Raw genomic sequence first — 21,992 nt, 5'->3', positions numbered from 1 at the left:
GCCGGTGCGGCCCCCACAGTGCGGCGCACCGACCGATCGAGAGTGACACCATGTACAACCTCCCTGATGATCACGGCCACTTCGGCCCGTATGGCGGCGTATTCGTCGCCGAAACGCTGATTCACGCGCTGGACGAACTGCGCGCCGCGTACGAAAAATTCCGCAATGACCCCGAATTCGTCGCCGAGTACGAGCGCGAGCTCAAGTACTTCGTCGGCCGGCCGTCGCCGATCTATCACGCGCAGCGCTGGAGCGAGATGCTCGGCGGCGCGCAGATCTACCTGAAGCGCGAAGACCTGAACCACACCGGCGCGCACAAGATCAACAACGTGATCGGCCAGGCGCTGCTCGCGAAGCGCATGGGCAAGAAGCGCGTGATCGCCGAGACGGGCGCCGGCCAGCACGGCGTCGCGACCGCGACGATCTGCGCGCGCTTCGGGATGGAGTGCGTCGTCTACATGGGCGCGGAAGACGTGCGCCGCCAGGCCGCCAACGTTTACCGGATGAAGCTGCTCGGCGCGACGGTCGTGCCGGTCGAATCGGGTTCGCGCACGCTGAAGGACGCGCTCAACGAGGCGATGCGCGACTGGGTCACGAACATCGAAAGCACGTTCTACATCATCGGCACGGTCGCGGGCCCGCATCCGTATCCGGCGATGGTGCGCGACTTCCAGCGCGTGATCGGCGACGAGTGCCGCGTGCAGATGCCGGAGCTGGCCGGCCGTCAACCGGACGCGGTGATCGCGTGCGTCGGCGGCGGCTCGAACGCGATGGGCATCTTCTATCCGTACATCGACGACACGTCGGTGCAGCTGATCGGCGTCGAAGCGGCCGGCGAGGGCCTCGCGTCGGGCCATCACGCGGCATCGCTGATCGCCGGCAGCCCCGGCGTGCTGCACGGCAACCGCACGTACCTGCTGCAGGACGAGAACGGCCAGATCATCGAGACGCATTCGGTGTCGGCCGGCCTCGACTATCCGGGCGTCGGCCCCGAGCACGCATGGCTGAAGGACAGCGGCCGCGCGCAGTACGTGGCGATCACCGACGAAGAAGCGCTGAAGGCGTTCCACGACTGCTGCCGGATCGAAGGGATCATTCCGGCGCTGGAGTCGAGCCATGCGCTTGCATATGCCGTGAAGCTCGCGCCGACGTTGCCGAAGGACAAGATCCTGCTCGTCAACCTGTCGGGCCGCGGCGACAAGGACATGCACACCGTCGCCGAGCGAACGGGCATCGCGCTCTGACCGCCCGATGCGTGACCTGATCGAACAACCGGGCGGCGGCGCCGCGAGCGAAGCGGAGGCCGCGCAGCCGGCCGCCGCCGCGCCGCGCGCGCTGCCGCTCGGGATCGAGCTGTACAACCGCGATTTCATGACCGAAGCCGCGCGCCTGCCGGATGCGTCGATCGACCTGATCGTCGCTGATCCGCCGTACGGGCTCGGCAAGGACTACGGCAACGACTCGGACAAGCGTTCGGGCGACGCGTTTCTCGCGTGGACGCGCGAGTGGCTCGATCTCGCGATTCCGAAGCTCAAGCCGAGCGGGTCGATGTACATCTTCTGCACGTGGCAGTACGCGCCGGAAATCTTCAGCTTCCTGAAGACGAAGCTCACGATGGTCAACGAGATCATCTGGGATCGGCGCGTGCCGAGCATGGGCGGCACGACGCGCCGTTTCACGTCGGTGCACGACAACATCGGCTTTTTCGCGGTTTCGAAAGCGTATTACTTCGATCTCGATCCGGTCCGCATCCCTTACGACGCCGACACGAAGAAGGCCCGCTCGCGCAAGCTGTTCGAAGGCAGCAAGTGGCTGGAGATGGGCTACAACCCGAAGGACGTCTGGTCGGTCTCGCGCCTGCATCGGCAGCACGCGGAGCGCGTCGATCATCCGACCCAGAAGCCGCTGGAAATCATCGAGCGGATGGTGCTCGCAAGCTGCCCGACGGGCGGCCGCGTGCTCGATCCGTTCATGGGCAGCGGCACGACCGCGGTGGCCTGCGCGCGGCAGGGGCGCGACTTCGTCGGCTACGAGATCAACGAAAGTTATTGCGCGATCGCGCATGAGCGCGTGAACGCGCTCGCCGCGCAGGCGTGCGCGTGAGCCGCGCCGCCGCCGTGCCGATCGCTCGCTTTGCATGGGATCGGAGTTAAGCGCTGAAGCGCCCGCTCCGGTCGACACAAGGAAAATTGCCATGTCCAACCGTATCCAGCAGACCTTCGCGGCGCTCGCCGAACAAGGCCGCAAGGGCCTGATCCCGTTCATCACGGCCGGCGATCCCGATCCCGCGAAGACCGTCGAGTTCATGCACGCGCTCGCCGCGGGCGGCGCCGACGTGATCGAGCTCGGCGTGCCGTTCTCGGACCCGATGGCCGACGGCCCGGTGATCCAGCGCTCGTCGGAGCGCGCGCTCGCGCGCGGCGTCACGCTCAAGACCGTGCTCGCCGACGTGAAGCGCTTTCGCGAGACCGACCAGAAAACCCCCGTCGTGCTGATGGGTTATGCGAACCCGATCGAGCGGATGGGCGTCGACGCGTTCGCGACCGAAGCCCACGCGGCGGGCGTCGACGGCGTGCTCGTGGTCGACTATCCGCCCGAGGAAGCCGGCGTGTTCGCCGAGAAAATGCGCGCCGCGCAGATCGATCCGATCTTCCTGCTCGCGCCGACGTCGACCGACGAACGCATCGCGGACGTGGGCAAGATCGCGAGCGGCTACGTGTACTACGTGTCGCTGAAGGGCGTGACCGGCGCCGGAAATCTGGATGTTTCGAGCATTGCGGGTAAAATCCCGGCCATCAAGTCGCGCGTGCCGGTTCCGGTGGGCGTCGGCTTCGGCATCCGCGACGCCGAAACGGCGCGCGCGGTGGCCGAAGTGTCGGATGCCGTCGTGATCGGCAGCCGTCTGGTGCAATTGCTGGAAAGCGCCGCACCGGAAGGCGCCGCCGCCGCGCTGAAGTCGTTCATCGCCGAGCTGCGCGCCGCGCTGGACGGCGCCGGCAAGACGGCGCGATAAACACAACACAGGAAGCGGGAACGGCCGCAAGGCCCGCCCCGCCACGGAACAGGAAACCATACGATGAGCTGGCTCGACAAACTGTTGCCGCCGAAGATCAAGCAGACCGACCCGAAAAGCCGCAAGGGCATTCCGGAAGGGCTGTGGGTCAAATGCCCGTCCTGCGAGGCCGTGCTGTACCGCAACGACGTGGACGCGAACCTCCACGTGTGCCCGAAGTGCGATCACCACATGCGCATCGGCGCGCGCGAGCGTCTCGACGCGCTGCTCGATCCGGAAGGCCGCTATGAGATCGGCCAGGAAATCGTGCCGGTCGACTCGCTGAAGTTCAAGGACAGCCGCAAGTACCCCGATCGTCTGAAGGAAGCGATGGACGACACGGGCGAGACCGACGCGATGGTGGTGATGGGCGGCGCGATCCACACGCTGCCGGTGGTCGCGGCCTGCTTCGAATTCTCGTTCATGGGCGGCTCGATGGGCTCGGTCGTCGGCGAGCGCTTCACGCGCGGCGCGCAGAACGCGCTCGAGCAGCAGGTGCCGTTCATCTGTTTCACGGCATCGGGCGGCGCGCGCATGCAGGAAAGCCTGCTGTCGCTGATGCAGATGGCCAAGACCACCGCGATGCTGACGAAGCTGGCCGAAGCCAAGCTGCCGTTCATCTCGGTGCTGACCGATCCGACGATGGGCGGCGTGTCCGCGAGCTTCGCGTTCCTCGGCGACGTCGTGATTGCCGAGCCGAAGGCGCTGATCGGCTTCGCTGGCCCGCGCGTGATCGAGCAGACGGTGCGCGAGAAGCTGCCGGAAGGCTTCCAGCGTGCGGAATTCCTGCTGAAGACGGGCGCGATCGACATGATCGTCGACCGCCGCAAGCTGCGCGACGAGATCGCGCAATTGCTCGCGCTGTTGCAGCGGCAGCCGGCCGACGCGCTGGCCTGATTGGCGCGACGTTGTGAACTGCGCGCGTCGCCCGGCTGATCCGCCGGGCGGCGCGCTTCGTTTTTTGGCGTAGTGGCCGTACCGATTCAGATTTGATCCGATGAGCACTTTCCCCACTCTCGACGCCTGGCTTTCGCATCTCGAGCGCGCCCACCCGGTCGGCATCGACATGGGCCTGACCCGCATCGCGCAGGTCAAGGCCGCGCTGCAGCTCGAATTCGCGTGCCCGGTCATCACGGTCGGCGGCACGAACGGCAAGGGCTCGACCTGCGCGTTCCTCGAGGCGATCCTGGTTCACGCGGGCTACAAGGTCGGCTGCCACACGTCGCCGCACCTGCTCGAATTCGCCGAGCGCGCGCGCGTGAACGGGCAGCAGGTCGCCGACGCCGAGCTGCTGCCGCATTTCGAAGCGGTCGAAGCCGCCCGCACGTCGCTGCCCGAGCCGGTCTCGCTCACGTACTTCGAGTTCACGACGCTCGCGATCCTGCATCTGTTCGCATCGCGCGGGCTCGACGCGGTGATCCTCGAAGTCGGCCTCGGCGGCCGCCTCGACGCGGTGAACGTGATCGACACCGATTGCGCGGTCGTCACGAGCATCGACATCGACCACACCGAATACCTCGGCGACACGCGCGAAAAGATCGCGTTCGAGAAGGCGGGCATCTTCCGCGCGGGCAAGCCGGCGATCTGCGGCGACCCGGCGGCGCCGCATACGCTCGTCGACCACGCCGCTGCGATCGGCGCGGACCTCTGGCTGGTCGGCCGCGATTTCCGCTACGAGGCGCAGCCGGGCGCGGAGCGCCAGCAATGGAGCTACCTCGGCCGCGACAAGCGCTATCCGGCGCTGGCCTATCCGGCGCTGCGCGGCGCGAATCAGCTGATCAACGCGTCGGCCGCGCTTGCCGCGCTCGAAGCGCTGCGCCCGGTGCTGCCGGTGTCGGCGCAGGACATCCGCCTCGGGCTCGCGAACGTCGAGCTACCCGGCCGTTTCCAGGTGCTGCCCGGCAAGCCGGCGATCGTGCTCGACGTCGCGCACAACCCGCACGCGGCCGCGGTGCTCGAGCAGAACCTCGGCAACATGGGCTTCTTCCCGTACACGTACGCGGTGTTCGGCGCGATGCACGACAAGGACATCGACGGCGTGCTGCGGCACCTGAAGGGCGAGATCGACCACTGGTGCGTGACCGATCTGCCGCTGCCGCGCGCGGCGAGCGCGGAGCAGCTCGAAGCGGCGCTGCGCCATGCCGGCGTGCAGGACGGCCCCGATTCGAGCGTCACGCGGTTCGCGTCGCCGGCCGATGCGTTTCGCGATGCACTAAAAAGAGCATCCGAGAATGATAGAATCGTGGTTTTCGGCAGTTTCCATACGGTGGCAGGTGTGATGGCCTACCGGAAATCGCAGCAACACTGACTGTCGGGCAGTTTCGGACTCAGCCATTCATGGGAATTTTCTCGTTCGGCAAGAAAGACGACGACGCGCCCCCGCGGCGCGGCGGTCGTACCGGGGCCTCCCGGAACGTGCGCACCGAGCGCGCGGAGCGCGTCGAGCGACGTACGCGCCGCACCGAGCGGCCGGAATCGGACGCGCTGCTCCTCGATCCGACCCTTCCTGAAAAGCAACGCGCGCGCCGGCGCCTCGTCGGCGCGATCGCGCTCGTCGTCGCCGCGGTGATCGTGCTGCCGATGGTCCTCGACTCGCATCCGAAGCCGGTGACGGACGACATCGCGATCGACATTCCGAATCGCCCCGCACATCAAGCGGTCGCGCCGCGCGACGACGACGCCGCCGACGTGCAGGCGGGCGTCGCGCACGACGAGCCGCCGGCATCCGATGCGGCGGTCGCCGCCGCTGCGCAAGACACGAAGGACGCGAAGGACGCGAAGGACGCGAAGGACGCGGCCAAGCCGGCTGCCAAACCCGATACCACGACGGCCACGGCCAGCGTGACGCCGCCGAAAGCCGCCGCAAAGCCGGCCGCCAAACCGGCCGCGAAGCCCGCTGCGCCCGCGCCGAAGCCGGCGCCCGCAGCAGTGGCGGCAGCCAATACCGACGTCGCGGCCGACGCCGGCGACGCCTCTTCGCCTGCCTCGCCGGCCGGCGCACGCTTCGCGGTGCAGCTCGGGTCGTTCAAGGACGACGTAACGGCGCGTTCGTGGGCGACGAAGTTGAAATCGGCGGGCGTGCCCGCATATGTCGAGCATCGCAAGCAGGCGGACGGCAGCACGGCTACACTGCTGCGTGCCGGCCCGTTCGCGGATCGCGCGGCGGCGTCCGCCGCGATCGCGAAAGTGCGCGAAGCCGGGCTCACGCAGTAACGTGCGATGCTGACTGCTTTCGACTACGCTGTATTGGCGGTGATCGCGTTGTCTGCGCTGCGTGGCGCATGGCGCGGTTTCGTCTCGGAGATTTTCGGGCTGATCGGCTGGATCGCGGCGGTCGTGATCGCGGCCCGCTATGTCGGACTCGTGGAGCCGTACATACCGGCGAACTGGCCGGGCGGCGCGCTGACACAGTGGGTGCTGGCGTTCGCGTTGATCGTGATCGGCGTCGTGTTCGTCGCCGGCGTCGCGAATGCGCTGTTGTCGCGCATCGCGCAGGTGACGGGCCTCGGCGGTGTCGATCGCTCGCTGGGCATGATGTTCGGCCTCGTGCGCGGCTGCGTGCTGGTGGTGCTGCTGGTCGCGGCGGCCGGGCTGACCGAGTTGCCCAAACAGGATTTCTGGCGCAATGCGCTATTGCGTCCTTTCGCCGAGCAGGGCGTGCACGAGCTGAAGCAGCTCCTGCCCGACGGCATGGCCCAGTACGTACGCGTGTGACGACGCGGCCGGGCAGGACGTAACCGATTTTGTCATCTTGAAGGACATGCCATGTGCGGCATCGTAGGTGTTATTTCCCAATCCCCTGTCAACCAGCTGATCTATGACAGCTTGCTGTTGCTGCAGCATCGCGGTCAGGACGCAGCGGGCATCGCGACGGCGGACGGCAGCAATTTCCACATGTACAAGGCGAACGGCATGGTGCGCGACGTGTTCCGCACGCGCAACATGCGCAGCCTGCCCGGCACCTTCGGCATCGGCCAGGTCCGCTATCCGACGGCCGGTTCGGCGTCGAGCGAAGCCGAGGCACAGCCGTTCTACGTGAACGCGCCGTTCGGGATCATCCTCGCGCACAACGGCAACCTGACGAACTGGCAACAGCTGAAGGACGAGATGTTCCGGATCGATCGCCGGCACATCAACACCAATTCCGACAGCGAAGTGTTGCTGAACGTGTTCGCGCACGAGCTGCAACTGTCGACCACCGGCCTGGAGCTCGATCCGGCCTCGCTGTTCAAGGCAGTCGCGGGCGTGCACCGCCGTCTGCAGGGCTCGTACGCCATCGTGTCGCTGATCGCCGGCTACGGCCTCGTCGCGTTCCGCGATCCGTTCGGCATCCGCCCGCTCTGCATCGGCAAGCTCGAAACCGAACACGGCACCGAATGGATGGTCGCGTCGGAGTCGGTGGCCGTCGAAGGCATCGGCTTCGAATTCGTGCGCGACGTGGAGCCGGGCGAAGCGATCTTCATCGACAAGGCCGGCAACTTCCACAGCCAGCAGTGCGCTGAAAATCCGACGCTCAACCCGTGCATGTTCGAATACGTGTACCTCGCGCGTCCGGATTCGTGCCTCGACGGCGTGCCCGTCTACAACGTGCGCCTGCGCATGGGCGATTACCTCGCCGAGAAGATCCGCCGCGAGCTGCCGAACGTGCCGATCGACGTCGTGATGCCGATCCCCGATTCGTCGCGTCCGGCGGCGATGCAGGTCGCGGCGAAGCTGGGCGTCGAGTATCGCGAAGGCTTCTTCAAGAACCGCTACGTCGGCCGCACGTTCATCATGCCGGGCCAGGCCGTGCGCAAGAAGTCGGTGCGCCAGAAGCTCAACGCGATGAGCATCGAGTTCAAGGACAAGCACGTGCTGATCGTCGACGATTCGATCGTGCGCGGCACGACCTCGCACGAGATCGTGCAGATGGCGCGCGATGCGGGCGCGAAGTCGGTGATCTTCGCGTCGGCCGCGCCGCCCGTGAAGTTCCCGAACGTGTACGGCATCGACATGCCGACGCGCGGCGAGCTGGTCGCCCACGGCCGCACCGATGAGGAGGTCGCGAAGATCATCGGCGCCGACCACCTGATCTATCAGGACGTCGACGACCTGCGCCGCGCGGTGCGCGACATCAACCCGAAGCTGGAAGGCTTCGAGGCGTCGTGCTTCGACGGCAACTACATCACCGGCGCCGTGACGCCCGAGTACCTCGACGCGATCGAGCGCGCGCGCCTCGCACCGGCATCGCAGGCCGATCGCGACACCGCGAGCGACACCGCGCGTTCGCAGATGAACCTGCAACTGTCGGTGGAGTGACGCCGGCGCACGCTTGCGACGAAGCGTGATAGGATGGCGCCTTGCGTCGATTTGATTCAGCTTGCGGACGCGGGGCGATCTCCCAAAACAGCTAAAGCGAAGGCCGGCGGCAGCCGGCCCGAGTCGACCGCTGTCGTACCGCACCGAAGCCCGCTGATGCCGACGCATAGCGGGCTTTTTGTTTTGGCCTGATTTGTGGCTGGGCGCGCGCGATGCGCGGCCCTCGAATACGGAAAACGGAACATGGACGACTCCCTCAACTTCGACACGCTCGCCGTGCGCGCGGGCACGCAGCGCAGCGAATACAACGAGCACTCGGAAGCGCTGTTCCTCACGTCGAGCTTCTGCTTCAAGAGCGCAGCCGACGCAGCGGAGCGCTTCGCGAATTCGGAAGACTATTTCACCTATTCGCGCTTCACGAACCCGACGGTCTCCATGTTCCAGGATCGTCTCGCGGCGCTCGAAGGCGGCGAGGCGTGCATCGCGACGGCATCCGGGATGGCCGCGATCATGTCGGTCGTGATGTCGGCGCTGCAGGCGGGCGATCACCTCGTCAGCTCGCGCAGCCTGTTCGGTTCGACGCTCGGGATGTTCTCGCAGATCTTCAGCAAGTTCGGCATCACGACGACCTTCGTCGATCCGACCGACCTGAACGCATGGCGCGAAGCGGTGCGGCCCGAGACGAAGATGTTCTTCCTCGAAACGCCGTCGAACCCGCTGACCGAGCTCGCCGACATCGAAGCGATCGGCAAGATCGCGAAGGCCGCGAACGCGCTGTTCGTCGTCGACAACTGTTTCTGCAGCCCGGTGCTGCAGCAGCCGCTGAAACTCGGCGCCGACGTCGTGATGCACTCGGCGACCAAGTTCCTCGACGGCCAGGGCCGCGTGCTCGGCGGCGCGCTGGTCGGCTCGAAGGAATTCATCATGGGCAAGGTGTTCCCGTTCGTGCGCAGCGCGGGCCCGACGTTGTCGGCGTTCAACGCATGGGTGCTGCTGAAGGGGATGGAAACGCTGTCGCTGCGCGTCGAGAAGCAGTCGGCGAATGCGCTCGAAATCGCGCGCTGGCTCGACGCGCATCCGGCCGTGGCGCGCGTGTTCTATCCGGGGCTCGAATCGCATCCGCAGTACGAGCTCGCGAAGCGGCAACAGAAGGCGGGCGGTGCGATCGTCTCGTTCGAGCTGAAGGGCGACACGCCCGAGCAGCAGCGCGCGAACGCATGGCGCGTGATCGACGGCACGCAGCTGATCTCGATCACCGGCAACCTCGGCGATACGCGCACGACGATCACGCATCCGGCGACGACCACGCACGCGCGCGTCACGCCGGAAGCGCGCGCGGCCGCCGGGATCACCGAGGGGCTGATCCGCCTCGCGGTCGGCCTCGAGTACGCGGGCGATCTGCGCAACGATCTCGCGCGCGGCCTCGGCGGCTGAGCGCGACAGCGCGGCGTTCTGCGCCGGTCATGCAACGGGCCGCTCGACATCGAGCGGCCCGTTTTTTTTGCCTGCCGTGTTTCTGCCGGCGACGCACGCACGCACGCGCACGCGCCGCGCGAATCAGCCGGCGTGCGCAGCCTGCCGCGGCGCGTCGCGCACCGCGTCCATCATCCAGCGCAGCGTGTCGTCGAGCGGCGTCACCGGCAATTCGCCAACCGCGCGCCGCAGCTTGTCGCGCGAGCCGCTCAGGCGCTTCACTTCGTTGTGCCGCACGAAGCGCGGATCGATCGTCACGTCGATCACGTAGCCGGCGATGCGCGACAGCATCGCGAGCACTTCCTTCAGCGAATACGCGCGCTCCGAGCACACGTTGAACGTCTCGCCGGCCGGCGCGGCTTCGAGCAGCTTCAGATACGCGGCCGTCACGTCGCGCACGTCGGAAAAATCGCGGCTCACGTCGAGATTGCCCAGAGAGATGCGCGGCGCGCGGCTCGCATAGTGCGACACGAGCTTCGGCAGCAGGTAGGCATCGTCCTGGCCCACGCCCGTGTAGTTGAACGGCCGTGCGATCACGATCGGCAGGCGATCGGCCCACAGCTTCGCCGCGTATTCCATCGCGAGCTTGCTGACCGCATAGTCGTTCGCCGGCGCGGGCGCGACCGTTTCGTCGATCACGCCGGCCGTCGAGTTGCCGTAGATGTTCGCGCTGCTCGCGAGCAGCACCGCCGACGGACGGCGGTCGAGGCCCGCGAGCGCGGCCAGCAGGTTGCGCGTGCCGACGATGTTGACCGCGTAGGTCTGCGACGGCTCGTCGCGTGCGACGTGCGCGCGGGCCGCGAGGTGCACGACGGCATCGGGGCGCGCATCGGCGACGGCCGCGCGCATCGCGTCGGCGTCGAGCAGATCGACCGGCAGCAGCGTGCAATGCGCGAAGGCAGGATCGTCGGGGCGCGCCGTGCCGGGCGCGACCGTGCCCCACACGTCGTAGCCGGCCGCGGCGAGGCGCTGCGCCATGTAGCGGCCGGTGAAGCCGGTCACACCCGTGACGAACGCACGGCGCGACGGGCGGCCGGCCTCAGTACGTGTCATGTTGACGATTCCGCGTCAGGTCCGCCTCGACCATCATCTGGCAAAGTTGCTCCAGCGTCGTCTGCGGCGCCCAGCCGAGCTTGGACTTCGCCTTGTCCGCGCTGCCGATCAGCAGATCGACCTCGGCAGGGCGGTAGAACTTCGGATTCACTTCGACCAGCACGTTGCCGTTCGATGCGTCGAGCCCGCGTTCCTTCTCGCCCTTGCCGGTCCATTCGATCTGGTAGCCGGCCGCCGCGAACGCCATCTGCACGAAGTCGCGCACGGTCTCGGTGCGATTGGTCGCGAGCACGTAGGTGTCGGGCTCGTCGACCTGCAGCATCCGCCACATCCCTTCGACGTATTCGAGCGCAAAGCCCCAGTCGCGCTTCGCGTCGAGGTTGCCGAGCTCGAGCTTGTTCGCGTGGCCGAGCGTGATCTTCGCGACGGTGTCGGTGATCTTGCGCGTGACGAACTCGCGGCCGCGCAGCGGCGATTCGTGATTGAACAGGATGCCGCTGCAGCCGAACAGCCCGTACGACTCGCGATAGTTGACCGTCATCCAGTGCGCGTACAGCTTCGCGACGCCGTACGGGCTGCGCGGGTAAAACGCGGTCGTTTCCGTCTGCGGAATCGCCTGCACCTTGCCGAACATCTCGGACGTCGACGCCTGATAGAAGCGCGTTTTCGGGCTCACCACGCGGATCGCCTCGAGCAGGTTCAGCGGGCCGATGCCGGTCACCTCGGCGGTCGTCGCGGGCTGATCGAACGACACGCCGACGAAGCTCTGCGCAGCCAGGTTGTACAGCTCGTCCGGCTGCGTGCGTTCGAGCAGCCGCAGGCTCGAGCCGGCATCGGTCAGATCGTGTTCGACGAGCGTCAGGTTCGGATGCGTGGCGACGCCCAGTTCCGCGATGCGCCAGAAGTTCACCGAGCTCGTGCGACGGTAGGTGCCCGTTACTTCGTAGCCCTTGTCGAGCAGCAGCTTGGCCAGATAGGCGCCGTCCTGCCCGGTGATCCCCGTGATGATGGCCTTCTTGCGAGTTTGGCTCATGGCAATGTCCTGGTCGAAACGATGGATTGAGAAAGTCAGGCGGTCGTGCGCGCGGCGGCCGGCAATGCGCTGCGAGCGGGGCCGCGGGTCAGGCGTCGCTCGAAGCCGTACCAGCTCAGCGTCGCGTAGGCGAGCGTGATCGCGAGCGCGAGCGCGGCCGTGACGAAGCGGTTCAGGTGCAGCGGCCACAGCGCGTACAGCACGCTCAGGTGGATCAGGTAGACCGTGTAGCTGACGGTGCCGACGTAGACGAGCAGCGGGTTCGTCAGCACGCGCTGCACGATGCCGCGGCCGCGCAGCGCGATCACGACGATCGACGTGCAGAGCAGCAGTGAGATGCTGTAGAGCGCGGCGTTCGACAGCGGCGTGTTGGCCGCGCGAAAGCGCGGGAACGACAGGTGCAGCCAGCCGAGGATCGCCAGCGCGACGAGCGCGCCGACGATCGCGAGCGGATAGAACGGCTCGAGCGCGCGACGGTCGCGGCGCAGCAGGATGGCGAGCAGCGCGCCGGCGGCGAGCAGGTCCATCCGGAACGGCGTCAGGTAGTAGATCGGCCAGAACGAATCGAACCACGGCGTCGCGATCGCGCGCAGCACGGGCGCCGCGACGACGAGCGCGGCGGCCACCCACAGCAGCGCGCGCTCCGAACACCACAGCACGATGAACGGCCAGAAGATGTAGAACTGCTCCTCGACGGCGAGCGACCACAGCACGTTCAGGCTGTCGTGGCCGATGCTGCCGAGCGACAGCCCGATGTTGGTCGAGAAGAACGCGAACCAGGGCCAGTGCGGCAGCCAGCTCGCGCCGAACAGCAGCGTCGACACGACCAGCAGCAACACGTACGGCGGCAGGATGCGCCGCACGCGGCGTGCGTAGAAGTGGCCGAAATACGACTGCCCGCGCGCCTTGCGCTCCAGCAGGATGCCGGTGATCAGCAGCCCGCTCAACACGAAGAACAGATCGACCCCCATCCATAGCGGCGCCTTCAGCGCGTGCTGCAGGAACACGGCGCCGACCGCGATCGCGCGCAGCCCGTCGAGCTGCACGATGCGGCCGTGTTGCGGCGGCGCGCCAGCGGCCTGATGCGACAGGTTCGTCATCGCGCCGCTCCTTCGCGACGCGCGGCCAATGCGCCGCCGTGCCGCGCATTCGATGCGTGAACGTAATCCATGCGTTTAAATGAAATATCGAATCGAAATCGATTCTAGGGAAAAGAAATCGGCAAAAAAACGCAGCTCATTTATTCGCCTGGAAAGATTCGAATTGCGCGCAATTCGTGCGCTGCATGAAAGGTTTGCAGGCCGTGTGCCCCGTGTGGCGGGCCGATGCGGCATTTTCTACGGGACGCCGAACCAACATGCGGTCGTTATTGCCGCATTCCCGCCATTTCTTTGCTGCGCGCCGCGAGATATTTCATACGGAAACATCCCCAAATATTTCCAAATTTCTTGTGATTATTTTTGCTTGTAACCTGCATCGCGACGTTTGAAACCCATTTAGTGACAGGGCGTTTGCGCGGGCCTTTTTACCGCGCCGCCGGTCGCTTCTGCATCGAGTCTGGAGAGCGCATTGCGACGTGTGATTCTGGTTGGCATGGCCGTATGCGCGGCGCTCGCGGCGAGCGCCGCCCCGGCCGAAAACGTGTTGCCCGCGACCACGTCGTGGATCGGCAATACGTTCGGCTATGGCGACGGCAGCTGGACGCAGATCGATATCCGCGCGATCGCGGTCACGCCCGACGGCAAGGTGTATACGAACGCGCCGTGGGACGAGAGCGGCGCTGAAGCGAGCGTCTATCAGGATGGCAAGATGCTCGGCTTCGCCGGCGGCACGCACGGCTGGGGCAACCTCGGCGGCAGCGCGGTCGCGGTCAACGGCAAGTACGCGTACGTCGCGATCGGCGTCGGCAACGAGCGCGGCCATCTGCAGTCGCCCGGCATCTGGCCGGACAAGGGCAAGCAGTGGTTCGGCATTTCACGGCGCACGCTCGGCGACATGAAACAGCCCGCGCCGTTTCGCGCGGCGCCGCAGGTCGCGCCCGGCGGGCGCGCCGATGCGGGCCGCGCACGGATGGCCGCGAGCTTCATGGTGATGAACGAGGTGGCGGCGCCGGCGCGCTCGGAGGTGGGCGAGTCGAAGGCCGAAGTGGGCGGCCTCGCCGCGGACGACAAGACGCTGTTCGCGACGAACCCGACGCACGACGAAGTCGACGTGTACGACGCCGACACGATGCAGAAGAAGGCCACCTGGAGCGCGCACGAGCCGGGCCGCATCGCGCTGGCCGGCGACGGCACGCTGTGGCTGCTGACCGACACGCTCACCGGCCCCGCGCGGCTCGCGCACGTGCGCGCCGACGGCCGCAAGCTCGACGACGCGCCCGCGCTGCCCGAAGGCACCGCGGCGGTGGACGTGGCGGTCGATGCGAAAGGGCGCGTGCTGATCGCGGACAACGGCCCGCGCCAGCAGGTGCTGATTTTTTCGAAGGGCGGCCACGGCTATGCGCCGTCCGGCACGCTCGGCGAGCGCGGCGGCATCTTTGCCGGCCCGGTGCCGGGGCGTCCGGGGCCGCAGCGCTTCAACGGCTTGACCGGTGTCGGCGTCGATCGCGCCGGCAACGTGTACGTGTCGATGAACGGCATCGGGCCGCGCCACGACACGATCGGCGCCGGGCTCGGCGCGGTGCTCGAAAGCTACACGCCCGACGGCAAGCTGCGCTGGCAGGTGCAGGGGCTGCTGTTCGTCGACGGCGCGTGGCTCGATCCCGCGCGGCCGAACAGCGTGTACACGGGCAACAAGCGCTTCGAGCTCGACCTGTCGAAGCCGCCTGGGCAGGACTGGAAATACGTCGGGTTCCTGTCGAACCGCTTCAAGTATCCGGACGACCCGGTGTTCCACACGGACCAGTATCCGGGCATGCCGTTCGCGCGCCGCCTCGACGGCCGCACGTTCCTGTACCTGACCGACATGTACGCCGATCACCTGAAGATCTACCGCTTCGACGCCAAGCGCGACGGCGAGGTCGCGATTCCGTCGGGGCTGATCGCGGGCCGTGCGCGGCCGGTCGACAAGGTGCCGAACAAGCCGCCGGGCGGTGACTGGATCTGGCGCGATGCGAACGGCAACGGCCGGCTCGACGCCGACGAATTCACGATCAACACGACCGGCAAGGCGAAGGCGGGCGGCTGGGGCTGGTGGGTCGACACGAAGGGCGACATCTGGCGCACGAGCGACGTGCGCGGCATCCATCGCTTCGCTTACGGCGGCGTCGACAAGGCCGGCAACCCGATCTATTCGTACGACAAGGTCACGACCTATCCGATGCCGCAGCCGTTCACGCAGCTGCGCCGCGCGCTCTACGAGCCGCAGACCGACACGCTGTACGTGACCGGCTATACCGCGGACGCGCCGCCGCAACCGGGCATCAACAAGGAGGTCGGCCGCGTGCTGGTGCGCTTCGACAAATGGTCGAGCGGCTCGCCGGTGCTGCGCTACCAGGTCGCGTTGCCGTGGCAGCTCGACGCGAAGCCGATCTTCGATCTGATCGGGATCACCGTCGAGGGCCGCTACCTCTTCACGGTCGAGCCGGTCGGGAAGATCCACGTGTACGACAAGGAAACCGGCAAGGAAGTGGGCGTGATGAGCCCCGGTGCAGAGGTCGGCCGCGCGTCGGGCTGGGTCGACGTGCCGTTCGGCATCAGCGCGTTCCGGCGCGAGAACGGCGAATACCTGGTGTTCGTCGAGGAAGACGCGCGCGGCAAGGTGCTGATGTACCGCTGGAAACCGTAACGGCCGATAGGCAAGAGCATGGACAAAGGCATACTCAAGAACGTTTCGATCAACTTCATCGGGCTGATCCTGCCGACCTTCGTGTCGCTGGTCACGGTGCCTGCGTACATCCATGCACTCGGCGTGGAGCGCTACGGCGTCGTCAGCCTCGTGTGGACGCTGATCGGTTATTTCGGGATCCTCGATCTCGGGATGAGCATGGCCGCGCAGAACCACATCTCGAAGGCGCTCGCGAGCGGCGATGCGGCCGAAAGCGCGCGCGTGTTCTGGAGCGCGTTCTGGCTCAATCTCGGCACCGGCATCGCGGGCGGCCTGCTGATCTACTTCGGCGCGTTCGTCTATACCGCGTACTTCACGAAGGTGTCGGCGGCGATGCAGCACGAGGTGTATCTCGCGCTGCCGTGGCTCGCGCTCGCGATTCCGCTCGCGAACGTGTCGTGGGTGTTCGCCGGCGCGATCAACGGCGCGGAACGCTTCGGCGTGTTCAACACGAACCAGACGATCGGCACGTTCCTGTTCCAGCTGTTGCCGCTCGGCGCCGCGTGGTGGATCGCGCCGAACCTGCAGACGGTGCTCGCCGCGGCGGTGGTCGCGCGGCTGATCGCGGCGGTGATGCTCGGCCACGCGAGCATCAAGGTGCTCGGCATCCGCCGCATCGATCCGCCGCAGTGGGGCACCGCGAAAGGGCTGTTCAACTTCGGCGGCTGGATGCTGATCGCGAGCATGGCCAGCATGATCGCCGACACGCTCGACCGCGTGATGCTCGGCGCCGGCATGGGCGCGAAGTTCGTCACCTACTACACCGTGCCGCAGAACCTCGTCACGCGGCTCAACATGCTGCCGAACGCGCTGGTGCGCACGCTGTTTCCGCGCCTGTCGGCGGTCGGCCGCGATCACGCCGACACGCTCGCGCGCCAGTCGCTCGAATTCCTGAACGGCGTGTTCACGCCGGTCGGCATCGTCGCGATCTTCGCGCTCGCGCCGTTCCTGACGCTGTGGGTCGGCGCCGATCTCGCCGCGCATTCGGCGCCGGTCGGGCGCGTGCTGGTGATCAGCGTGTGGCTCGTCGGGCAGGCGAGCGTCACGCGCATCCTGATCCAGTCGCAGGTCAATCCGGCGCGCGCCGCGTTCGCGGGGCTCGTCGAAATGCCGTTCTTCGTCGGCGCGCTGTGGTTCGGCATTCATCACTTCGGGCTGATCGGCGCGGCGGTGGTCGTCGCCGTGCGCGCGCTGGTCGACTACGGCGTGCTGCTCTACCTGTCGGCGATCCGGATGCGCGCGATCGTGCTCGACATGCTCGCGCATCTCGCCTTCCTGCTCGCGAGCCTGCTGCTCGCGCAAGCATGGTCGGGGCTCGGCGAGTCGATCGGCCTGTGCGCCGTCGTGCTCGTGCTGAACCTGGCGTGGTCGCTCACGATGACTCCTGGGCTGCGCGCGCTCGTGCGCGACCTGTTCGTCCGTCTCAATGCGAGGAAAACCGTATGAATCGCGATCTGGCGGAACACGCCTTGAACTTCGCCACGGCCGACGCGGCCGCGGCCGGCGATGCCGTACTGCGCCGCACCGAAGCGCCCGCTCGCGCGAGCGCACGCGATGCGTCGCGTCCGCTGCGCGTCGCGATCGTCCACGACTGGCTCGTCACGTATGCGGGCGCGGAGCGCGTGCTCGAACAGATCATCGCGTGCTTTCCCGACGCGGACCTGTTCAGCCTCGTCGATTTCCTCGACGACCGCGCGTTCGTGCGCGGCAAGCCCGTGACGACTTCGTTCATCCAGAAGCTGCCGTTCGCGCGCACCAAGTACCGCAGCTACCTGCCGCTGATGCCGCTCGCGATCGAGCAGCTCGACGTGTCCGACTACGACCTCGTGATCTCCAGCAGCCATGCGGTCGCGAAGGGCGTGCTGACCGGCCCGGACCAGCTGCACATCAGCTACGTGCATTCGCCGATCCGCTATGCGTGGGACCTGCAGCATCAGTATCTGGAGCAATCGAATCTGACGCACGGGCCGAAGTCGCTGCTCGCGCGGATGATCCTGCATTACATCCGCAACTGGGACACGCGCACCGCGAACGCGGTGGACGGCTTCATCGCGAACTCCGCGTTCATCGCGCGGCGCATCCGCAAGGTGTACCACCGCGACGCGGCGGTGATCTTTCCGCCGGTGGACGTCGACGGCTTCTCGCTGAACGACGTGAAGGACGATTTCTACCTGACCGCCTCGCGGATGGTGCCGTACAAGAAGATCGACCTGATCGTCGAAGCGTTTTCGCGCACGCCGGAGCGCAAGCTCGTCGTGATCGGCGACGGCCCCGAGATGCAGAAGATCCGCGCGAAGGCCGGCCCGAACGTCGAGATCATGGGTTACCAGCCGTTCGCGGTGCTGCATGACCGGATGCGGCGCGCGAAGGCGTTCGTGTTCGCGGCCGAGGAGGATTTCGGAATCTCGGTGGTCGAGGCGCAGGCGTGCGGCACGCCGGTCATCGCGTACGGCAAGGGCGGCGCGCTCGAAACGGTGCTCGAGCCGACCTCGCACGCGCATCCGACCGGGTTGTTCTTCGACGAACAGACGCCGCATGCGATCGTCGCGGCGGTCGACGAGTTCGAGCGGGCGCCGCAGCGCTTCGCGCCGCGTGCGTGCCGCGCGAACGCCGAGCGCTTCTCCGCCGACACGTTCAGGCAGCGCTTTCTCGACTACGTCGAGGCGGCGCTGCCGGGCTCGACCGCGCAGCGCAGCACGGCCGTCGCGCCGCTGCCGGTCGCGCGCGGCCCGGCGACGCTCGTGCTGGACCAGAGCGGCGTGCTCGGCGGCGCGGAGCTGTCGCTGCTGGAGATCATGAAGCACATGCGCGCGAACGCCGACGTGCTGCTGTTCGACGACGGCCCGTTTCGCGCGGCGCTCGACGAGATCGGCGCGCGCGTCGACGTGCTCGACCAGGGCGCGCTCGCTGGCGTGCGCAAGCAGGGCGGCGTGTCGGCCGGCGCGTTGAAGCAGCTCGTCGCGCTCGTGCGCAACGTGGCGCGGCGCGCGCGCCGTGCGGAAGTGATCTACGCGAACACGCAGCGCGCGATGGTGGTCGCGGCGCTGGCCGGGCGGCTCGCGCGCAAGCCGGTGGTCTGGCATCTGCGCGACATCGTCAGCGGCGACCATTTCGGCGGCAAGCAGCTGAAGGCCATCAAGTATTGCGCGCGGTTCGGCATCACGCGCGTGATCGCGAACTCGGACGCGTCCGCGCAGGCGTTCCGTGCGTTGACCGGCTTCACGCCGCAGCACGTCGACGTGGTGTTCAACGGCATCTCGGCCGGACCGTTCGACGCGCTGGAGAACGTCAGCCAGGCCGCGTTGCGCGCACGCTTCGGGCTGCCGGAGCACGCGTGGCTGGTGGGCTCGTTCAGCCGGCTCGCGCACTGGAAGGGGCAGCATCTGCTGCTGGAAGCCGCGACGCGCCATCCCGACATGCACGTCGTGCTGGTCGGCGCGCCGCTGTTCGGCGAGGACGAGTACGCGGCGCAGCTGCACGAGACGGTCGCGCGGCACCGGATGGGCGATCGCGTGCACTTCCTCGGGTTCCAGCGCGACGTGGCCGCATGCATGAAGGCGGTCGACATGGTCGCGCACACGTCGATCACGCCGGAGCCGTTCGGGCGCGTGATCGTCGAGGGGATGCTGGCGCGGCGGCCGGTGGTCGCGGCGCGGGCGGGCGGCGTCGTCGAGATCATCGAGGACGGCGAGAACGGGCTGCTGTGCGAGCCCGGCAACGCGGCCGCGCTGGCCGATGCGCTCGGCAGGCTCAAGCACGACGGCGCGCTGCGCGAGCGGCTGGTCGCGAGCGGGCGAGCGACCGCGGTGCGCCGGTTCGGCACCGAAACCTATGTCGAGCGGGTCGAGAAGATCCTCGCCGATACGGCGAAGGCCGCGAAGGCGAAGAAGCGCTAGGCGCGAGGCGTCGAGGCGTGTCGATTCTTGTCGGCACGAGGCGGCGAGGAGGGGCCCTCATGCAGTGGTGTGCTGCATGAGGGCCTCTTGTTGTTTGGCGCGCAAGATGCGGCGCGCGGGGCGTCATCGTCGTCGTAGTCGAAGATGCGCAACGCCGGCTCGTCGATCGGTGTTCTCTCGGCGGGTGCGGTTTTGTTTCCGCGTTCGTTTCTATGTGCCGCTTCGGGCCAGCCGACGCGTGGCTGTGGGCGGGAGCGAGTGGTCGCTTGCGGGGTAGCACGAGACGCGGCCGGAAGGCGGCGATGACAGACGCTTCGCGGCGCTGATGCAGAGCCGGCTCGGTCCGCCTCTGGGGCAACTGCGGCAACCCCGGCAACTGCGGTGCAGCGGTCCGGCCGGCGTCGCTGCGGTTTCGCGTGGCGCCTGCATGCACGTGCGTCGAGTTTGCGCGTCGGCGCGCGCATGCCATCCAAGCCCAGCGCTTCGTCGACGCTGCAAGCACCACCCGTCCGACCCATCGCGACGCACCTTCGCGGGCGGATCGCCGCGCTGCCGCTGAAACGGCGCCGCCGGGCGGAAGTCGATCCGAGCGGGCATGCCGGAGTGCCGCGTTCAGGCAGCCTGTTCGGGCGTCGGCGCGACGGCGCGCGCCGTACGCGCGGGCTTGAAGCTCGCCGACCACGTCATCGCCGGGCGTTCGAACAGCCGGTAGAACAGATACGCGACCGGAATCGCGGCGGCCATGAAGCCGAACGACGGCCAGATCGACAACTGCAATTCCGAATGGAACAGCACCGAGCCGAGGCACACGAACAGCGGCAGGTGGATCAGATACAGCGAATAGCTGAAGTCGCCGAACCAGCCGAGCAGCCGCAGCAGCGGCGTCGGGCGCGGCGGGCACGCGAGCGCGCGGTACAGGAAGCACGCGAAGCCGGCCGCCCACAGCTGGAACGCGCCGTACTGGCCGAAGTGGAACGCGCCGCAACCGGCGGCGAGCAACAGCGCGGCCGCGCCGTACCACCAGCGCGACGGCACGGCGGTCGCGCCGCGCGCGGGCTGGGCGCGCACGTCGGCGATCCACGCGCCGACCGTCCACGACAGCCAGTACGACGTGAAGAACTGCAGATCGTGCCGCTCGAGCAGCCACGCCGACGCGACGTTCACCAGCGCGACGGCCGCCACGATCGCCGGCATCCCGACGCGCCGGCGCAGCGCGAACAGCAGCGGATAGATCACATAGAACTGCACCTCGAGCGACAGCGTCCACAGCGCGCCGTTCGAGCCGTACGTGTAGCCCGCGACGCCCTGCAGCGACAGCAGGTTCACGACGAATGCGCTGAGCCCGATGTCGCGGATCTTGTGGCTGACCGGCGCGATCTGCAGGCTGATCGCATCCATCGCGAGCGTGAACAGCAGCGCGGCGAGCAGCACCGGATAGATGCGCGCGAAGCGGCGCGCCCAGAAGTTCGGCGCATCGAGCCGGTACGCCGGGTTGGCCGCGAGCTTGAGCGCCGCGTTGCGGTGTATGCAGTAGCCGCTGATCACGAAGAAGATCGGCACGCCGGCCGACCCCCACGCGAACGGGAACGTCAGATAGCCGACGATCACGCTCGGGTCGAGCGCGTGGCCGTAAGCGCGATGGAAGCCTTGCATGCCGACCCAGACGACCTGCCGGCAATGAAAATAGGCGACGAGCAGCGCCGCGAACCCGCGCATCGCGTCGATCACGTGTTCCTTGTGATCGGCGACGGGCGGCGCAGTCAAAGGCGATCCGCTGAATGCTTGCATGCGATTCGAATCCTTGCGACGGATGAAGGGGATGGTCCGATCGTAATGCGCAAGAATTCGAGCGAATCAATAAAAAAATCCCGCCGGCGAATAACCGTATTTCGGATCGTGGTTTTATATCGGGGTGAAAGCGGGTTCGGACGGGGTGCAATTATTTGCGGATTTTTTTCTGATAGTTTGAAGCTCCGGATGATTGATGCAAAGGAGCGGCAAGATGGATATGCATTGGATCGCGAGCGCAGCGGTACTGCTGGTCATGGCCGTGCTGTCGGCCTACCGCGAGGCGCTGAAGAACGAGCCGATTCGCCCCGGCGTCGAACGGGGCGGCGTCCCGTATATCGAGGAATTCGAATCGTAACTATTTGTATCCGAAGAATCGGTAATTTGTTTCCGTAGCGATGCCGTATGCGGCAATATCGACCGGATTATGAATTATCTGTTTTCCGGATGGTCGGATAATCGGTCCATATCGAAAACATGCGGATTGGAATTGGCTGCGCCGCCGGTTCCCGATAAACCGCCCGCAAAACATTCGCGCCGGGTCGCTGGGCGACGCGGCGCATTCAACGCAATC

Annotated in this window: 18 protein-coding genes; 14 read left to right on the top strand and 4 right to left on the bottom strand. The window is 67.1% G+C overall.

The genetic code is table 11. The features are described from left to right. The first annotated feature begins 50 nt into the window (after positions 1 to 50). The 9 genes from trpB (at position 51) to MYA_RS22445 (ending at position 9,784) form a co-directional block, all read left to right on the top strand. Positions 51 to 1,244, top strand: coding sequence for a tryptophan synthase subunit beta (gene trpB, locus MYA_RS22485; RefSeq protein ID WP_014725187.1), 1,194 nt, complete (start codon positions 51 to 53; stop codon positions 1,242 to 1,244). Between the two features lie 7 nt (positions 1,245 to 1,251). After that, positions 1,252 to 2,103 (top strand): DNA-methyltransferase, encoded by an 852-nt coding sequence (locus MYA_RS22480; RefSeq protein ID WP_014725186.1) that lies wholly within the window; start codon positions 1,252 to 1,254, stop codon positions 2,101 to 2,103. Positions 2,104 to 2,194: 91 nt separating this feature from the next. Continuing rightward, on the top strand, positions 2,195 to 3,013 hold the full coding sequence (gene trpA / locus MYA_RS22475; protein WP_011881763.1) for a tryptophan synthase subunit alpha: 819 nt from the start codon (positions 2,195 to 2,197) through the stop codon (positions 3,011 to 3,013). 63 nt (positions 3,014 to 3,076) lie between these two features. After that, complete coding sequence (gene accD / locus MYA_RS22470; RefSeq protein WP_011881764.1) at positions 3,077 to 3,949, top strand: acetyl-CoA carboxylase, carboxyltransferase subunit beta; 873 nt, start codon at positions 3,077 to 3,079, stop codon at positions 3,947 to 3,949. Between the two features lie 100 nt (positions 3,950 to 4,049). After that, positions 4,050 to 5,360, top strand: a complete 1,311-nt coding sequence (folC, locus tag MYA_RS22465) for a bifunctional tetrahydrofolate synthase/dihydrofolate synthase (protein WP_014725185.1) — start codon at positions 4,050 to 4,052, stop codon at positions 5,358 to 5,360. 29 nt (positions 5,361 to 5,389) lie between these two features. Then, positions 5,390 to 6,265 (top strand): SPOR domain-containing protein, encoded by an 876-nt coding sequence (locus MYA_RS22460; protein WP_014725184.1) that lies wholly within the window; start codon positions 5,390 to 5,392, stop codon positions 6,263 to 6,265. Positions 6,266 to 6,271: 6 nt separating this feature from the next. Beyond that, a complete protein-coding gene (locus MYA_RS22455) occupies positions 6,272 to 6,766 on the top strand; it encodes a CvpA family protein (protein WP_011881767.1) in 495 nt (164 codons plus the stop codon). 51 nt (positions 6,767 to 6,817) lie between these two features. Next, positions 6,818 to 8,350: an amidophosphoribosyltransferase gene (purF, locus tag MYA_RS22450; RefSeq protein WP_011881768.1), complete on the top strand. Its 1,533-nt coding sequence runs from the start codon at positions 6,818 to 6,820 to the stop codon at positions 8,348 to 8,350. 243 nt (positions 8,351 to 8,593) lie between these two features. Continuing rightward, entirely contained in the window at positions 8,594 to 9,784 is a 1,191-nt protein-coding gene (locus MYA_RS22445) for an O-succinylhomoserine sulfhydrylase (protein WP_011881769.1), read from the top strand. Positions 9,785 to 9,907: 123 nt separating this feature from the next. Here MYA_RS22445 and MYA_RS22440 read toward each other — a convergent pair whose 3' ends face one another. Genes MYA_RS22440 through MYA_RS22430 form a run of 3 tightly spaced genes read right to left on the bottom strand, consistent with a single transcriptional unit; the run spans position 9,908 to position 13,009 of the window. After that, entirely contained in the window at positions 9,908 to 10,876 is a 969-nt protein-coding gene (locus MYA_RS22440; protein ID WP_014725183.1) for an NAD-dependent epimerase/dehydratase family protein, read from the bottom strand. After that, positions 10,863 to 11,909 (bottom strand): GDP-mannose 4,6-dehydratase, encoded by a 1,047-nt coding sequence (gene gmd / locus MYA_RS22435; RefSeq protein WP_011881771.1) that lies wholly within the window; start codon positions 11,907 to 11,909, stop codon positions 10,863 to 10,865. Before gmd ends, MYA_RS22440 begins: the two co-directional genes overlap by 14 nt. Positions 11,910 to 11,944: 35 nt before the next feature. Then, positions 11,945 to 13,009 (bottom strand): acyltransferase family protein, encoded by a 1,065-nt coding sequence (locus MYA_RS22430; RefSeq protein ID WP_011881772.1) that lies wholly within the window; start codon positions 13,007 to 13,009, stop codon positions 11,945 to 11,947. Positions 13,010 to 13,088: 79 nt separating this feature from the next. On the opposite strand from MYA_RS22430, the gene MYA_RS31755 reads away from it, so the two are divergent. From MYA_RS31755 to MYA_RS22415, 4 genes are all read left to right on the top strand, one after another. Beyond that, positions 13,089 to 13,379: a hypothetical protein gene (locus MYA_RS31755; RefSeq protein ID WP_158333100.1), complete on the top strand. Its 291-nt coding sequence runs from the start codon at positions 13,089 to 13,091 to the stop codon at positions 13,377 to 13,379. Between the two features lie 123 nt (positions 13,380 to 13,502). Next, positions 13,503 to 15,695 carry a hypothetical protein gene (locus MYA_RS22425; protein ID WP_014725182.1) on the top strand — a complete coding sequence of 731 codons (2,193 nt, stop codon included), beginning with the start codon at positions 13,503 to 13,505 and terminating at the stop codon, positions 15,693 to 15,695. 18 nt (positions 15,696 to 15,713) lie between these two features. Then, positions 15,714 to 17,180, top strand: coding sequence for a flippase (locus MYA_RS22420; protein WP_014725181.1), 1,467 nt, complete (start codon positions 15,714 to 15,716; stop codon positions 17,178 to 17,180). After that, positions 17,177 to 19,630, top strand: a complete 2,454-nt coding sequence (locus tag MYA_RS22415) for a glycosyltransferase family 4 protein (RefSeq protein WP_014725180.1) — start codon at positions 17,177 to 17,179, stop codon at positions 19,628 to 19,630. Before MYA_RS22420 ends, MYA_RS22415 begins: the two co-directional genes overlap by 4 nt. A gap of 612 nt (positions 19,631 to 20,242) precedes the next feature. On the opposite strand, the gene MYA_RS22410 is transcribed toward MYA_RS22415, so the two are convergent. Further along, on the bottom strand, positions 20,243 to 21,418 hold the full coding sequence (locus tag MYA_RS22410; protein ID WP_014725179.1) for an acyltransferase family protein: 1,176 nt from the start codon (positions 21,416 to 21,418) through the stop codon (positions 20,243 to 20,245). Positions 21,419 to 21,632: 214 nt separating this feature from the next. Here MYA_RS22410 and MYA_RS31985 point away from each other — a divergent pair, with 214 nt between their 5' ends. Next, complete coding sequence (locus tag MYA_RS31985; RefSeq protein WP_011881777.1) at positions 21,633 to 21,776, top strand: hypothetical protein; 144 nt, start codon at positions 21,633 to 21,635, stop codon at positions 21,774 to 21,776. Positions 21,777 to 21,992 lie beyond the last annotated feature (216 nt).

The organism is Burkholderia sp. KJ006 (assembly GCF_000262695.1).
GTDB lineage: Bacteria > Pseudomonadota > Gammaproteobacteria > Burkholderiales > Burkholderiaceae > Burkholderia > Burkholderia vietnamiensis.
This window is presented reverse-complemented; position numbering and strand designations above follow the sequence as displayed.

What these genes read in the sequence shown, in the direction of transcription:
- trpB (WP_014725187.1), top strand. Translation starts at nt 51, where the DNA reads ATGTACAACCTCCCTGATGATCACGGCCACTTCGGCCCGTATGGCGGC.
- MYA_RS22480 (WP_014725186.1), top strand. Translation starts at nt 1,252, where the DNA reads ATGCGTGACCTGATCGAACAACCGGGCGGCGGCGCCGCGAGCGAAGCG.
- trpA (WP_011881763.1), top strand. Translation starts at nt 2,195, where the DNA reads ATGTCCAACCGTATCCAGCAGACCTTCGCGGCGCTCGCCGAACAAGGC.
- accD (WP_011881764.1), top strand. Translation starts at nt 3,077, where the DNA reads ATGAGCTGGCTCGACAAACTGTTGCCGCCGAAGATCAAGCAGACCGAC.
- folC (WP_014725185.1), top strand. Translation starts at nt 4,050, where the DNA reads ATGAGCACTTTCCCCACTCTCGACGCCTGGCTTTCGCATCTCGAGCGC.
- MYA_RS22460 (WP_014725184.1), top strand. Translation starts at nt 5,390, where the DNA reads ATGGGAATTTTCTCGTTCGGCAAGAAAGACGACGACGCGCCCCCGCGG.
- MYA_RS22455 (WP_011881767.1), top strand. Translation starts at nt 6,272, where the DNA reads ATGCTGACTGCTTTCGACTACGCTGTATTGGCGGTGATCGCGTTGTCT.
- purF (WP_011881768.1), top strand. Translation starts at nt 6,818, where the DNA reads ATGTGCGGCATCGTAGGTGTTATTTCCCAATCCCCTGTCAACCAGCTG.
- MYA_RS22445 (WP_011881769.1), top strand. Translation starts at nt 8,594, where the DNA reads ATGGACGACTCCCTCAACTTCGACACGCTCGCCGTGCGCGCGGGCACG.
- MYA_RS22440 (WP_014725183.1), bottom strand. Translation starts at nt 10,876, where the DNA reads ATGACACGTACTGAGGCCGGCCGCCCGTCGCGCCGTGCGTTCGTCACG.
- gmd (WP_011881771.1), bottom strand. Translation starts at nt 11,909, where the DNA reads ATGAGCCAAACTCGCAAGAAGGCCATCATCACGGGGATCACCGGGCAG.
- MYA_RS22430 (WP_011881772.1), bottom strand. Translation starts at nt 13,009, where the DNA reads ATGACGAACCTGTCGCATCAGGCCGCTGGCGCGCCGCCGCAACACGGC.
- MYA_RS31755 (WP_158333100.1), top strand. Translation starts at nt 13,089, where the DNA reads ATGAAATATCGAATCGAAATCGATTCTAGGGAAAAGAAATCGGCAAAA.
- MYA_RS22425 (WP_014725182.1), top strand. Translation starts at nt 13,503, where the DNA reads ATGGCCGTATGCGCGGCGCTCGCGGCGAGCGCCGCCCCGGCCGAAAAC.
- MYA_RS22420 (WP_014725181.1), top strand. Translation starts at nt 15,714, where the DNA reads ATGGACAAAGGCATACTCAAGAACGTTTCGATCAACTTCATCGGGCTG.
- MYA_RS22415 (WP_014725180.1), top strand. Translation starts at nt 17,177, where the DNA reads ATGAATCGCGATCTGGCGGAACACGCCTTGAACTTCGCCACGGCCGAC.
- MYA_RS22410 (WP_014725179.1), bottom strand. Translation starts at nt 21,418, where the DNA reads ATGCAAGCATTCAGCGGATCGCCTTTGACTGCGCCGCCCGTCGCCGAT.
- MYA_RS31985 (WP_011881777.1), top strand. Translation starts at nt 21,633, where the DNA reads ATGGATATGCATTGGATCGCGAGCGCAGCGGTACTGCTGGTCATGGCC.